Source organism: Actinomyces naeslundii (genome assembly GCF_001956585.1).
GTDB lineage: Bacteria > Actinomycetota > Actinomycetes > Actinomycetales > Actinomycetaceae > Actinomyces > Actinomyces naeslundii.
This window is the reverse complement of the sequence record NZ_MSRR01000018.1, coordinates 73,477-87,291: the sequence shown is the minus strand read 5'-3', so window position 1 is coordinate 87,291 and position 13,815 is coordinate 73,477. Positions and strand designations below refer to the sequence as shown.

At 69.5% G+C, this 13,815-nt stretch carries 10 protein-coding genes; 1 reads left to right on the top strand and 9 read right to left on the bottom strand.

Annotated elements, in window-relative coordinates:
* Nucleotides 1-105: 105 nt before the first annotated feature.
* From BKH33_RS08940 to BKH33_RS08915, 6 genes are all read right to left on the bottom strand, one after another.
* Nucleotides 106-1,374 carry an alpha-hydroxy acid oxidase gene (locus tag BKH33_RS08940; protein WP_003780722.1) on the bottom strand — a complete coding sequence of 423 codons (1,269 nt, stop codon included), beginning with the start codon at nt 1,372-1,374 and terminating at the stop codon, nt 106-108.
* A 289-nt stretch (nt 1,375-1,663) separates the two neighbouring features.
* Nucleotides 1,664-3,103: a mannitol dehydrogenase family protein gene (locus BKH33_RS08935; RefSeq protein WP_100219001.1), complete on the bottom strand. Its 1,440-nt coding sequence runs from the start codon at nt 3,101-3,103 to the stop codon at nt 1,664-1,666.
* 264 nt (nt 3,104-3,367) lie between these two features.
* Nucleotides 3,368-4,018, bottom strand: a complete 651-nt coding sequence (locus tag BKH33_RS08930) for a LutC/YkgG family protein (RefSeq protein WP_003780698.1) — start codon at nt 4,016-4,018, stop codon at nt 3,368-3,370.
* Nucleotides 4,018-5,745: a LutB/LldF family L-lactate oxidation iron-sulfur protein gene (locus BKH33_RS08925; protein WP_003780697.1), complete on the bottom strand. Its 1,728-nt coding sequence runs from the start codon at nt 5,743-5,745 to the stop codon at nt 4,018-4,020. Before BKH33_RS08925 ends, BKH33_RS08930 begins: the two co-directional genes overlap by 1 nt.
* On the bottom strand, nt 5,742-6,572 hold the full coding sequence (locus BKH33_RS08920; RefSeq protein WP_003780705.1) for a (Fe-S)-binding protein: 831 nt from the start codon (nt 6,570-6,572) through the stop codon (nt 5,742-5,744). The genes BKH33_RS08925 and BKH33_RS08920 overlap by 4 nt, the downstream gene beginning before the upstream one ends.
* A 471-nt stretch (nt 6,573-7,043) precedes the next feature.
* Entirely contained in the window at nt 7,044-7,724 is a 681-nt protein-coding gene (locus BKH33_RS08915; protein ID WP_003780725.1) for a GAP family protein, read from the bottom strand.
* 240 nt (nt 7,725-7,964) lie between these two features.
* Here BKH33_RS08915 and BKH33_RS08910 point away from each other — a divergent pair, with 240 nt between their 5' ends.
* Entirely contained in the window at nt 7,965-8,522 is a 558-nt protein-coding gene (locus BKH33_RS08910) for a TetR/AcrR family transcriptional regulator (RefSeq protein ID WP_232621568.1), read from the top strand.
* 45 nt (nt 8,523-8,567) lie between these two features.
* On the opposite strand, the gene BKH33_RS08905 is transcribed toward BKH33_RS08910, so the two are convergent.
* The 3 genes from BKH33_RS08905 to BKH33_RS08895 all read right to left on the bottom strand — a co-directional run bounded on the left by BKH33_RS08905 (nt 8,568) and on the right by BKH33_RS08895 (nt 13,708).
* Nucleotides 8,568-9,404 carry an RCC1 domain-containing protein gene (locus BKH33_RS08905; protein ID WP_003780699.1) on the bottom strand — a complete coding sequence of 279 codons (837 nt, stop codon included), beginning with the start codon at nt 9,402-9,404 and terminating at the stop codon, nt 8,568-8,570.
* A gap of 264 nt (nt 9,405-9,668) precedes the next feature.
* Nucleotides 9,669-11,345, bottom strand: a complete 1,677-nt coding sequence (locus BKH33_RS08900; RefSeq protein ID WP_003780702.1) for an L-lactate permease — start codon at nt 11,343-11,345, stop codon at nt 9,669-9,671.
* A 275-nt stretch (nt 11,346-11,620) separates the two neighbouring features.
* On the bottom strand, nt 11,621-13,708 hold the full coding sequence (locus BKH33_RS08895) for a heavy metal translocating P-type ATPase (RefSeq protein ID WP_081395428.1): 2,088 nt from the start codon (nt 13,706-13,708) through the stop codon (nt 11,621-11,623).
* Between the last annotated feature and the right edge of the window lie 107 nt (nt 13,709-13,815).

The following is a 13,815-nucleotide window of genomic DNA, read 5'->3' as shown; positions in this document are numbered from 1 at the left end:
GGGGTCGTCTCCGGGGCCACCGGGTGCCGCAAGGGGAGCGGCCGTGAGGGATTCCTCCGACGAGCGGAGGGGTGCCGGGACCGGTGCGGCTGTGCGGCCCGGGGCTCAGCGGGTGAGGGCGTCGGCCGCGGCCTTGACCTGCGGGCGCACCGGGGCCAGGCGGGTCAGCTGGGTGACGTGACGCGGCTCGAGCTCGTCCAGGCTGGAGACGCCCAGGAGCTTCATAGTGCGGATGACCTCGTCGGAGAGGATCTCGATCATGCGGTCCACGCCCTCGCGGCCGCCGGCCATGAGGCCGTAGAGGTAGGCGCGACCCACGAGTCCGAACTTGGCGCCCAGGGCGACAGCGGCCACGACGTCGGCGCCGTTCATGATGCCGGTGTCCACCATGATCGTGGCGTCCTTGCCGACCTCCCGGACCACCTCGGGCAGGAGGCGGAAGGGGACGGGGGCGCGGTCGAGCTGGCGCCCGCCGTGGTTGGACAGCAGGACGCCGTCGACGCCCAGGTCGATGAGGCGCTTGGAGTCCTCGACGGTCTGCACGCCCTTGATGACGATCTTGCCGGGCCACATGGAGCGGATGACCTTGAGGTCGTCGTCGCTGATGGTGGGATCCATGGCGGAGTCAAGGAGCTCGCCCACGGTGCCGCCGGTGGACTTCAGGGAGGCGAACTCCAGCTTGGGCGTGGTCAGGAAGTCGAACCACCACCACGGGCGGGGGATCGCGTTGAGGACGGTGCCGGCCGTGATCTGGGGCGGGATGGAGAAGCCGTTGCGCTTGTCGCGCAGGCGGGCCCCGGCCACGGGGGTGTCGACGGTGAACATGAGGGTGTCGAAGCCGGCAGCAGCGGCGCGCTCGACCAGTCCGTAGGAGATCTCCCGCTGACGCATGACGTAGAGCTGGAACCAGTTGCGCCCGTGGGGGTTGGCGGCCTTGACGTCCTCGATGGAGGTGGTGCCCAGGGTGGACAGGGTGAAGGGGATGCCTGCGGCGCCCGCGGCCCCGGCCCCGGCGACCTCGCCCTCGGTCTGCATGAGGCGGGTGAAGCCGGTGGGCGCGATGCCGAAGGGCATGGAGGAGCGGCCGCCCAGGATCTCGCAGGATGTGTCGACGTCGACGGCCGGGTGGAGGATGTCGGGGTGGAACTCGATGTCGCGGAAGGCCTGGCGGGCACGGCGCAGCGAGACCTCGCCCTCAGCGGCGCCGTCGGTGTAGTCGAAGGCCGCGGCCGGGGTGCGCCGCTTGGCGATCTTGCGCAGGTCCCAGGTGGTCAGCGCGGCGTCGAGGCGTCGACGCCTGGGATTGAGCTCGGGCGTCTTGAAGTGCAGCAGCTCGAAGATCTCGCTCGGGTTGGGAAGCTGGCGCTTGACCATAGGAACCTCATCAGTGAGTCGGATTCTGGATGCTCCGCGGCGCGGAGTGCCCGTGAGCAGCCGGCCTCCATGGCCCAGCCCTGAGACTCACGAACCACCTCATGCTATGGGACAAAGGTCACCAAAGCAAGGTAAGGCTTAGCAATCTATGTGGTGGGGGAGGGGTGGTGTGAGAGGGGTGGAATCTATGCAGGATCTCTGCGGAATCTCTGCGGGGCACCACTCGCCGGTGCGGTGGTGTCTGCTCGGCGGCGGGGGGACGATCCGCGCGGCCGGGTACGGGCCGGGGCTAAGCCGCTCGGGTGCGGCCGGCCAGGCTGCGCAGACGCGCCCGCGCGCCGTTGCGGCGCAGGGCGTCCAGCTCCTCGACGAAGGTCCGTCGGAAGCGCTCGTCGGTCGCCAGGTCGCCGAAGACTCCCTCGTGGGAGATGAAGGCGGTCTCGTGGCCGGCCCTCTGCGCGGCCGCCAGGGGCAGCAGCTCATCGGCCATTGGGTCGTCGATGACGATCTCGTCGCCGTTCTCATCGACCCCCTCATCGCCCAGCGCCCATGCGGCCACCATCGCCGTCCCCAGGCGGATCGGCCCCCCGGCGGTCAGGTTGTCGCGCACCGTGCCCAGAACGAACTTCGGCATCCGGCTGGAGGCTCCCTGTGCCAGGCGGAAGAGCGTGTCCGCGATCGCCTCGTTGGTGAAGCGCTCGAAGAGCGTGTCCACGTAGTCGTCCAGGTCGATCCCCGGCACCGAGCGCAGGGTGGCGCGGGCCTCCCGCTCGAGGTAGGCCCGCACCCATGAGGAGATGTCCTCGTCGGCCGCTGCCTCGTGCGCGTACTCCATCCCCAGCAGCCGCCCCCAGTGGGCCAGTCCCTGGTGGGAGGCGTTGAGCAGGCGCAGCTTCATGAGCTCGTAGGGGGCGACGTCGTCGACCATCTGCACCCCGACCTCCTCCAGCGGGGGCCGCCCGGCGGGGAAGTCGTCCTCGAGCACCCACTGGCTGAAGGGTTCGCAGACCACTGGCCAGGCGTCCTCAACGCCGAGTCCGCGCCGAAGCTCCGCGATATCCGTCTGCGTGGTCTGCGGGGTGATCCGATCGACCATGCAGCTGGGGAAGGCGACGTTGCCGTCGATCCAGTCGGCCAGCTCCGGGTCACTCATCGCGGCCTGGGAGACGACCGCCGTGCGCGCCACCTTCCCGTTGCCGGGCAGGTTGTCACAGCTCAGGACCGTGAACGGCACGGTTCCCGCTTCCCGACGGCGTCGCAGCGCCTCGACGATGTAGCCGAAGGCCGTCGTCGGCTCACCCGGGTGCTCGGCGTCGTGGACGGCGCCGGGACTGAAGACGTGGAACTCGCCTGTCGTGTCGTCGACGTTGTAACCGCCCTCGGTGATCGTCAACGAGACGATCCGGGTGGACGGTGCGCTCAGGAGGGACAGGACCGCCTCAGGGTCGTCGGGGGCGAAGAGGTAGTCGTGGATCGAGCCGATGACCGCCGGGTCGCGCAGCCCGCCGGGGTGCTTGCGGACGAGGGTGTAGAGGTGGCCCTGACCCGCCAGCGCGTCGCGCATCCGCGTGTCCCCGGGCAGCAGCCCGACGCCGCAGATCCCCCAGTCCAGGCAGGCGGCCTCCGGGGCGGCGCTCCCGGCGCGTCTGCGCATGAGACTGTCGAGGCAGGCGGCCTCGTGGGCGCGGTGAAAGCCGCCCACGCCGATGTGGACGATCCCGGTGGACATGGCGGAGCGGTCATAGTCGGGTGCCAGGGGCGACTCTGCCAGCGAGATGCTCAAGACGATGTCCTTTCCGCGCTACCACCACTCACCCCCAGTCAACCCCGCCTCCATGGAAAACGGGTGTGCACATGCCTCGGGCACGCCTCACCGGCCTGGTCCGCACCGCCCCTACCACCCGCCGGAATCCTTGCGGGAGCGGATGAAACTCCGCGTCGCCCGATCGGGATGCGATCGGGCAACGCGGGATCCGGCTGTGCTTGATGAACCTCAGTGGGCGACGACGACGCGCAGGTTGCGCGGGCCGTGCACGCCGTTGACGCGCACGAGCTCGATGTCGCTGGTGGCTGAGCCGCCGGCGATCCACGTCATCGGGCGCGTGGGGTGCTCGCCCAGGACGTCGACGGCCTGTGGGACCGTCGGCATGATCGACTCGCGCTCCAGGACCACGACGTGCTTGTCCGGCACCAGCGAGATGGCCCGGCGGCCCTGGTCCGGCTCGCCGTCGAGGACGATCGTCCCCGAGATCGACACGCCCACACGTGAGCAGGTCACCACGGCGTCGATCTCATTGAGGTCGAGGGTGGCGATGGCCTCCTGGCGGGAGTCCTCCACCACGGTACGGCCGTTGCGGGCCGCCGCCTCCTTGTAGGCCTCAGGCAGTCCATCGGGGACGACGACGGTGCGCGCCTCGCCGAGCAGCTCGTCAATGGCGTCCAGGATCGCCGCGTCCTTGGGGGCGACGATGACCTCGGCCGAGTAGTCCTCGAGCTTCTCGATCATCTCGTCGACCACGGGCTTGGAGCCGGGGGGATTCTCCCCGGAGCGGATGTAGTTGCGCGGGATCGGCCCCACCGGCCGGGTCTGGGACCGCGAGATCGCGTCGCGGGCGCGGGCCAGGATCGCGGACTTCGCATCCATCACAGCTCCTCCTTGCTGGTCGAGCCGGTCGGGGTCTCGGAGGTCTCCGAGGCGATCGGCTCAGGGTTGGCGATGGCCGAGCGTGCGTCCAGCGCGGCCGGGGTCGGCTCGCCGTCGGCGCTCGCGCTTCCGGGGACCGGCTCGCCGGGAGGCGGGGGCGGATCGGCCGGGAAGCCGTCTGCGTAGCCGTGGTCGGCCCTGGAGTCGGCGGTCTGGCTCAGGGGGGTCTCGCCGTCGGGGTGAGTGCGCCGCCACCACTGGCGGAAGGTCTCCGAGGGGGCCACCGGCAGGTCGCGCGCCCCGGTCCACAAGGAGGCCGGGAAGGGCAGGGCGCCGATCTTGCCCTCCTTGCCGCCCAGCAGCGCCGAGGCCTTGACCGTCTGCGAGGCGGCCTCCCACAGCGAGCTCTTCGACATCACCGGGGCTGAGACGTTCATGGCCACGTCCCACACATCCGGCACCATGCGGCGCTTGACGTCCACGGAACGGGCCCGCAGGTGGACGAGGATCGTGGGGATGTCGATCTTGACCGGGCACACCTCACCGCAGGCCCCGCACAGGGAGGAGGCGAAGGGCAGGGTGTGGACCGGGTCGTCGTCGGCCAGCCCCTGCGTGAGCTGGGGTGTGATGATCGAGCCGATCGGGCCGGGGTAGACCGAGCCGTAGGCGTGCCCACCGGTGTGCTGGTAGACGGGGCAGATGTTCATGCACGACCCGCAGCGGATGCAGGCCAGCGCCTGGCGGCCCACCGGGTCGGCCAGGGTCTTGGTGCGCCCGTTGTCCATGAGCACCAGGTGGAACTCCTTGGGGCCATCACCCTCGGTGACACCCGTCCACATGGAGGTGTAGGGGTTCATACGCTCACCGGTGGCCGAGCGCGGCAGGAGCTGGGAGAAGATCTCCACGTCCTGGAACCGGGGCACCAGCTTCTCGATCCCCATGAGGGTGATGAGCGTGTCCGGCAGGGTCAGGCACATGCGTCCGTTGCCTTCGGACTCGTAGATCGAGACCGTGCCGGTTTCGGCCACGCCCATGTTGGTGCCGGAGACGGCCACCGAGGCGTGCAGGAACTTGTTGCGCAGGTGCGAGCGGGCCGCGGCCGTGAGCTCCTGCGGGTCGTCCGAGAGGTCCGCCGGGGCGTCGTCCATGCGGTCCAGGAAGATGCCGCGCACCTCGGAGCGGTTGCGGTGGATGGCGGGTACCACGATGTGCGAGGGCATGTCGTCGGCGAGCTGGACGATCATCTCGGCCAGGTCCGTCTCGTGGGCAGTGATGCCCCGGTCGGCCAGGTACTCGTTGAGGTTCGTCTCCTGGGTTGCCATCGACTTGACCTTGACGACGTCGTCGACGCCCTTGGAGGCGATGATGTCGGTGATGATCCGGTTGGCCTCGGCGGCGTCACGTGCCCAGTGGACGATCCCGCCGCGGGCGGTCACATTGGCCTCGAACTGCTCCAGCAGCTCGGGCAGGCGCGAGGCGACCTCGAACTTGACGGCCTCCGCGGCGTTGCGCAGGTCCTCCCAGTCGGGCATCTCGGCCACGCGGTCGGCGCGCTTGGAGCGGATGGTGCGCGTGGCGTGGCCCAGGTTACGGCGCATCTGGGTGTTGGCCAGCGTCTTGTGCGCTCCCTCGGGGAAGGTGGGCCCCCAGCGCAGCGTGTCCTCGGGCTGCTCGACCTCGGTGCGCCAGCCGCCCGTGTGGGGCATGCCCAGAAATACCTGTGTCATCGTGCCACCGCCTGTGCGTGCTGAGAGCTGCCGGTGTGCTGGACGTGCTTGGGGGCGAAGGAGATGTTGCCCTCGAAGGGCGCGTCCTTGGTGGAGGCCAGGATCTCGGCCAGGTGCATGATGCGCACCCCGGAGTTAACGCGCGACAGGCCACCGCCGATGTGCATGAGGCAGGAGTAGTCGCCGGCGCACAGGACCTCGGCGCGCGTGGACATCACGTTGCTCATCTTGTCGGCGAGCATCGCGGTGGAGGTCTCGGAGTTCTTCATGGAGAAGGTGCCGCCGAAGCCGCAGCAGACCTCGGCGTCGGGCAGGTCGATGAGGGTGAGGGCCTCAACGGCCTTGAGGAGGCGGTAGGGGCGGTCGGCGACCTTGGCGATCCGCAGCGAGTGGCAGGTGGGGTGGTAGGTGACCGTGTGCGGGAAGTAGGCGCCCACGTCCTCGGTGCCCAGGACATCGATGAGCAGCTCGGTGAGGTCGTAGGTGTGAGCGGCGATCTGCTCGACCCGCTTGGCCAGAGCCGTGTCGCCCACGTGCTCGGCCACGAGGCCCTGCTCGTGGCGGGCGGCGCCGGTGCAGGAGCCCGAGGGGATGACGATGGCGTCCCACTCGCCGTCGAGGACGGGGGAGAAGGTGTCCACGTGGTTACGGGTGATCTTGGCGGCCTGCTTGAAGTAGCCGGTGTTGGCGTGCATCTGGCCGCAGCAGACCTGTCCCTCGGGGAAGCAGACCTGGTGGCCGAGCCGCTCCAGGATGGTGACGGTTGCCTGCGCTGCCTGCGGGAACATGGTGTCCGCAAGACAGGTGGCGAAAAGGGCGATTCGCACGATATGCCTCCACGACGTCGTAGCTGAGACTGTCACGAGGACCGCCTCGAACTGCCTGTGCGGGGCAGGATCTGTTGCGGCCTCGGCTGTGTCTCAGGCTACGGGCCGACGATGGGGGTCATCTGACGACGTCGGTCTCCTGGCCGGTCGGTCTCGTTCTCCGGAGTGGGTTTTCCGGCGAAATAGTGCAGATCTGTGTGCGTCGGGGGTGGGTTGATCAGGGGGTGTTTGCGGCATGTGGGAGGTAAGTCCTAGACGCGGATTGCGTCATGCATCACTGTCCTTATCCGTGGCGGGTCTCGGGGAGGCTCCGGCGGGAGCGTGACCACCGCCGTCGAGGACGTACTTTTTCTGCGAGAACGCACCTTCATGACGAGGACTGCGTCTGCCGGCGGGATGCAGATGCCGGGGCGTAGTCATCGGTGGGAGAACGCAGTTCTCGGTTGAGAAGTACGTCCCCGATTGGTGCAGCTAACCCAACAGGCCCAGGGTGCCTGCGCTGCGCCCGGCGAGGTGGAGACCGAGGATCGCTGCGATCCACAGGAGGGTGACCTTGGCCTCGTACTCCAGCCTGGGGGCGATTCTTGCCAGCTTGGGTAGAAAGCGCTGCCCCAGCGTATCGGCCAGGATGAGCAGGACGAGGGCGGGTGCAATCATGACCAGGCAGTACAGGCTCAAGGTGACGATCCGTACCGGCCAAGCCTCTGGTGAGGAGGCGATGATCCCGGTCGCCGCGATGTAGGGAACCATGGTGGCGGCTTCGGCGAGTGAGGCTCCCAGTCCCAGAACGACCATCGCCCTGGCCGAGGCGGGAGTGGGCCGGCTTCCCAGAGAATCTGTTCCGGGTTCGGGCTTGGCCGGGTCAGGGCTGAGGATGCCGAAACCCGCCAGCACCACACCGATGACGAGGGTCGCCCACTGTGCCATCCCGGTTCGGGCCAGGCGTGCCGCGGCGGAGCTGATGAGGTCGAAGCCGGCCACCAAGGCGATCCCGAGGCCGAGATACACCAGGCACACGGTGGTCAGGTAGATGGCCATCGGCCTGCGGTCCACGCGATGGCTGCGCACGACGAGCGCGATCGGGATGGCCAGTGTGCCCAGGCTGGTGGAGTCCAGCAGGGCGAGTCCTGCGAGTGTGGCGGCGTGTTCCATGGGGTACCTCGCTCGTTGATCGACTACTGTCGTACGACCGTACGATGGTTCTCGTACGATCGTATGGGGGATAGTCTGGTGAGGCAACCGCTATTGAGCGCCCGAGGAGTCGGTGGAAGTAACGATGGTGGAGGGCGCCTGCGAAGGCACGGAGACGGGAAACCACGGAGGGGCAGCGTCATGGACCAGGAAACGGACCAGCGATCGGTCCTCAATAGCCTGATGTCACCGGCGGTGAGCATGACCGCTGACGCCACTATTGCGATCATCGCCGAGGAGGGCTTCGACCGGGTCAGTGTTCGCAGTGTGGCCGCCCGGCTCGGCGTCGCCCCGGGCACCGTTCAGTACCGCTCGCCGAGCCGGCGAACTCTGCTGACCGACGCCCTCGTCTGCTCCGTCCAGCGCCAGGCCGGCCGTGTTCTCTCTCATGAGGTCGACCCCGCACAGCCGGAGACCCTGGTGAGGGCTCTTGCCGAGCTTCTGCCGACCGGGGCCGTGCAGCGCGAGGACGCGGCTGCTTGGGTCGCCTTCGGTGCCGCCGCATCCACCAGGCCCTGGCTGGCCGATACCTACTGGGAGGCGCTCCAGATCATGCGTACCTGGGTCGAGGGCATTCTGACGGATGCTCGGAAGGCCGGTCGTATGCGCGTGGACCTGTCACCCGCCGAAGGAGCGCGCCTAGTGACCGCCGTCGTCAACGGGCTGACCCTCGACCTGCTCAACGCCCCGCCAACCGAGTCCGACGAGGTGATCGGCCAGCTGCGCTCGGGGCTGGGCCTGATCCTGCGAGGCCTGTGAGACCCACAGAACCTACGACGGCGTCGTCGGCCGTGAGCGCCGGGTTCAGCTGGAGGGCCAGGCCCCGACCTCGAGCTGTCCGTAGCTGTTGCTGCCGGTGGCGACGACGCCGCCGTCGGTGCGGAGCCCCACGGTGTGGGCCGCGCCCGCCGCGATGGCCACGATGTCGCGCCAATGGCCCACATCGCACTGACCGGCCTCCGACCTGCCTACTGCGACGACGGTCCCATCGGCCCTGAGTCCGACGCTGTGGTGGCTGCCCGCCGCCACGGCGATGATGTCGGTCCAGTGCTCGATCCCGGCCCAGAACTCCGGACGTCCGGTCGCGCGAACAGCGCCGTTCTCCAGCAGGCCAATGGTGTGGAGATAGCCCGCCGACACCGCACGCATCCGATGCCAGTCGTGCACCTCGCACTGGCCCGCGGCGTTGCTGCCCGCCGCGCAGACGCTTCCGTCGGCACGAACGGCCACCGTGTGCCAGTCGCCGCAGCTGATATCCGTGATCTCGCTCCAGCGGTCCACCTGCCGCTGCCCCTCGGTGTCGCGGCCGGTGGTCACCAGCGTCCCGTCGCCCCGCAGTCCTGCGCTGAATCTCCATCCCGCGGCAACGGCGACGATGCCATGCCAGTCCTGGACATTGCACTGACCCTGCGCGTTCCATCCGCATGCCAGAACCGTTCCGTCGCTGCGGAGTCCCAGTGTGTGAGAGCGCCCGGTGTTGCCGGCCGCGTGGACATTGCCGGCCGCCACGGCGACCACGTCCCGCCACTGCGACACACGGCACTCTCCGGCGGAATCTGCTCCGACGGCGACCACTCGGCCGTTGGGGAGGCGCCCGACGGTGTGCCTGCGTCCAGCAGCCAGGGGAGCATGAGCTGTCACGGCAGCCTCCTTCGGTCTCATCACAACAGAATCACCTCGCTTTCGCCACCGCAGCCGCCCTCGAGAACGTACTTTTGCCGCGAGGACTGCGTTTTCCTGCAGATTGCGGGTGTTGGGGTACAGTCGTCTGTGGGAGGTCGCAGTTCTCGATCGAGAGGTACGTTCCCGATCCGACGTCGGAGCCCGAGTACGCGTCTGCGCCCCCAGAGCCGCGAAGGATCCGGGGGCGCAGTGCACGGTAACGGACGTGGGTGGCCGGTGGCCTCAGACGCCCAGCCCCACCTGGGAGGCCAGGAGCACAAGCGTGCCCAGCACCACCAGCAGCCCGAGGGAGTAGGGCGCCGCCTTCTTGAGGATCTCGGCATCCGTGCCGGGGGCGTCCACCGCCGTCGAGGCGATGGCCAGGTTCTGCGGGGAGACGATCTTGCCCAGCCCGCCGCCGATCGTGTTGGCGGCCAGCAGGATCTTCGGGTCGAGCCCGGCCCCCTGGGCGGCGGTGGCCTGCAGGTTGGCGAACAGGGCGCCCGCGCTCGTCGCCGAGCCGGCCACGGCGGTGCCCACCCAGCCCAGGGCCGGGGAGAGGAAGGCGTAGGCGGCGCCCGTGGCCGCCAGGGCCGCACCGATCGCGGAGGTCTGCCCGGAGAAGTTCATGACGTAGGCCAGGGCCATGACGGCGGCGATCGTCAGGATCGCCATGCGCAGCGTGTAGCAGGTCTTGGCCAGCGTGGCGAAGCCCTTGCCCACGCTCATCTCGAACTTGCCCGGCACCGAGCGCGCCGCATAGACGAAGGTGACGATGATGGCGGTCAGGAAGATCCAGGTGCCCGGGTTGGACAGGGTCTGAAGCGTGTAGATGGCGCTCTTGGAGGCCTCGCCCTTGGCGTTCAGGAGCTGGCCGTACACGCCGGGCCACTTCACGGGCAGGTCGGTGGCCTTGAAGGCCTTGTCGAGATTGACACCCAGGGTCCACAGCTTGGTCGCGGCGATGATGACCACCACCAGGATGTATGGCAGCAGGGCCAGGATGACGCGCTCGCGGTCGGGGGTGTCGTCGGCGGCCACCTGGGAGCGGTACTCGTCAGGGGTCTTGGGGGTCCACACCAGCAGGAAGATGTAGGAGGCGGCCAGTCCCAGCAGGGAGGCCAGCACGGCGGTGAGCTCGTAGGAGATCGAGGGGGTGAAGAAGTGACCCACCCCGGTGGCCAGCCCCGCCACGATCGCCAGCGGCCACAGCTGCCTGACGCCGCGCGCGCCGTCGAGGATGAACAGCAGCAGGAGCGGGATGAAGGCGCAGAACACCCAGGTCAGGTGCCCCATGGCGGTGGCGACCGTGACCGGGTCCTGGCCGCCGAGCTTGCCTGCCGTCGTGGTGGGGATGGCCATGGCGCCGAAGCCCACGTTGATGGCGTTGCCGACCATGACGACGACGGCCGCCTTGAGCTTGGGCAGGCCCAGGGTCGCCACCATGGCGGCGGCGATCGCCACCGGTGCGCCGAAGCCGGCCAGCCCCTCGAGCAGGCCGCAGAAGGAGAAGGCCACGATGAGGGCCTGGGCGCGCATGTCGCCCTTGCCGATCACGTTGAACACAGCCTTCAGGTCCTTGGAGCGACCCGAGACGTCAGTGAGGTTGTAGAGCCACACGGCCGCGATGATGATGTAGACGATCGGGACGAATCCCAGGGCCATGCCCTGGGTGGCGCTCATGACCGTCATGCCCACCGGCATGTGGAACAGGGTGATCGCGGTGATGGCCGCGATCACCAGGGAGATGATGGCGCACCAGTGGGTGGCCACTTTGAACACCCCCATGAGGACGAAGAACACCACCAGCGGCAGCAGACCCACCGCGGCGGTGAGGTAGACGTTTCCTCCCACTGCGGTGGTCGACGGCGTGAAGGCGGCGGGCAGGCCCGCCAAGGCTGACTGGACGGCTGGCGTCATGGCTACTCCACTGTGAGTACTGATGAGGTCGGCCAGGTCGCGGACGGTGCCGGGTGGGCAGCCGCGGTGCTGCGTCCTGGGTACTAAGGCCTAACGATCATGCCACGGAGATGGCGGCTCGTGCACCATGCGGCGCGGTAGGTCACCGTTTTCGCGCAGGTTCCCAGGAGAAAGTGAGGGAGTGCTCAGTCCTGGCCGACGGCGCGCTGCGGCATCTGCCACGATATTGCGGCTCGGTCCGTGCGCTAAATCTCCGGCAGCCTCGACTGGTCCCGTCATCGTCTGCGGGCCGGCCGAGGTACCAGACGGGCCGAGTTGAGGATGAAGGCGGACTCGGAGACGACGTGCACGAGAGCCGCGGCCACGGGACCCAGCAGCCCCAGCCCGGCGGCGATCATGCCAACGACGTCGACCACGACCGTGCCCACGAAGTTCACCATGATGATGCGCCGGGCCCTGCGCGCCACCCGCACGGTCTCGACCAGGTCGGCCGGGGCGGAGCCTACGAGCACCACGTCACCGGCCTCGCGGGCCACGTCCGTTCCGGTGCCCATGGCGACGCCGACGTCGGCTGCGCTCAGGGCCGGGGCGTCGTTGACGCCGTCGCCCACCATGGCCACGCACTTTCCCGCCCGACGCAGCGAATCGATGACCTTCTCCTTGTCAGTGGGCAGGAGCCCGGCGCGCACCTGCTCCTCCGCCATGCCGAGTACGCGGGCCACATGCCTCGCTGAGGCGGGCGAGTCGCCGGTGAGCATGAGGACCTCCAGGCCCATGTCGCTCAGGTCGCGCACGGCGGTGGCCGCTCCCTGGCGCAGCCGGTCGGCCAGGGCGATGGTGCCCAGGAGCCGGCCGTCGGCCCGGACCTCGACCACGGAGGTGGCCGCCGGCGCCTCCGGGTCGGACTCGAAGTCGGAGGCGGTGGATGAGACAGCATCGGTAGCGCCGTCAGCGTCGGTAGCGTCGTGGGTGTCGTCGGCAGCGGACCTGGTGCGGGCCCGGTCCCGACCCTCCTGATCCTCACGGCGTCCCACCGTGATCCGGCGCCCGTCGACGCGAGCGCTCACGCCGGCGCCGGGGGAGTAGGCGACGTCGTCGGGCACCGGTACCGTCAGATCACGTACGGCGGCCTCGGTGTGGATGGCCCTGCCGATCGGGTGCTCGGAGTTCCACTCCGCCGCGGCCGCCAGGGCCAGGATCTCGGCCTCGCCCGCGCCGGGCTGCGCAACGGACTCCACCGGGGTCACGGACACGACCCGGGGTGCTCCCACGGTGAGGGTCCCGGTCTTGTCCAGCACCGCCGTGTCCACCGCGGAGAGCTGCTCCAGGTGGGTGCCGTCCTTGACAAAGGCCCCGCAGCGGGCAGCGCGGGCGATCGCGGCCAGAACCGCCAGAGGCGTGCCCGCAGCCACCCCACAGGCCCCGGCCACGATGATGACCGAGATCGTGGCGCGCACGTCCCGGGTCGTCAGGAAGGTGATGAGGGCCGCCGCCAGCGCCAGGTAGACGATGCGGGCTGCCAGGCGGTCGGCCAGACGCTGGACCGGTGCGCGCGAGGACTGGGCGTGGCGCACCGCCGCGACGATCCGCCCGTAGGAGGAGTCCTCGCCGACCCGTTCGACCTCGAGCTCGAGGGCGCCGCGCGTGATCGACCCGGCCGGGACCCGGTCTCCGGGCCCGACCTGGACGGGCAGCGCCTCCCCGGTGATCCGGGACTGGTCGACGTCGGCCCGCCCGGTGCGCACGACGCCGTCGACCGGCACCCGGCCCCCGGGGCTCAGGGCGATGACCTGCCCCGGGCGCACCTTGTCCAGGGGGACCTCGGATACCTCGTCAGTGTGCGGCCCGGTCACCACCCGTGCGGTCTGCGGCAAAAAGGACATGAGGTCGGTCAGGGCGTCGCGGCCCCGGTCCATCGACAGGTCCTCGAGGACCTCGGCGCACAGGGCGAAGACGGTCACGGCCAGAGCCGTCACCCACTCACCGATCGCTGCCGCCGCGACGATGGCCAGGAGCATCGACAGCTCCATGCTCATGCGCCGCTCGCGCAGGTCTCCGACCGCCTCGACGACGAGCGGCCAGCAGCCCACCAGCAGGGCCGCGGCCCCGACGGCGCCCACCGCCCAACCGGGCGTGCCGGTGGCCCCCGCGACCCAGGCGCCCAGGACCGCCAGACCCACCACCGCGATGCGCAGGATGTCGGACCGCTCGATCCGGTCGATGAGCCGCTCTCCCGCGGCCGCCTCGGCGGAGCCGCCGGGACCGGAGAGGTCGTCGGGCTCATCGACGGGCAGTGCCGGCGTCGAGGCCGACGGGGCCGAGGCGGGCGAGTACGTGTGGGCGGTGGGCGGATGAGCCGTCATGCAGGGACTCCTCGCAAGGGGGACGGGAAGGGCCCCACGGAGCAGGCCGGGGAGCGCCACCCAGGAATCTACCGATCCGTCAAGGGGTGCAACAGTGTATGTGAGGA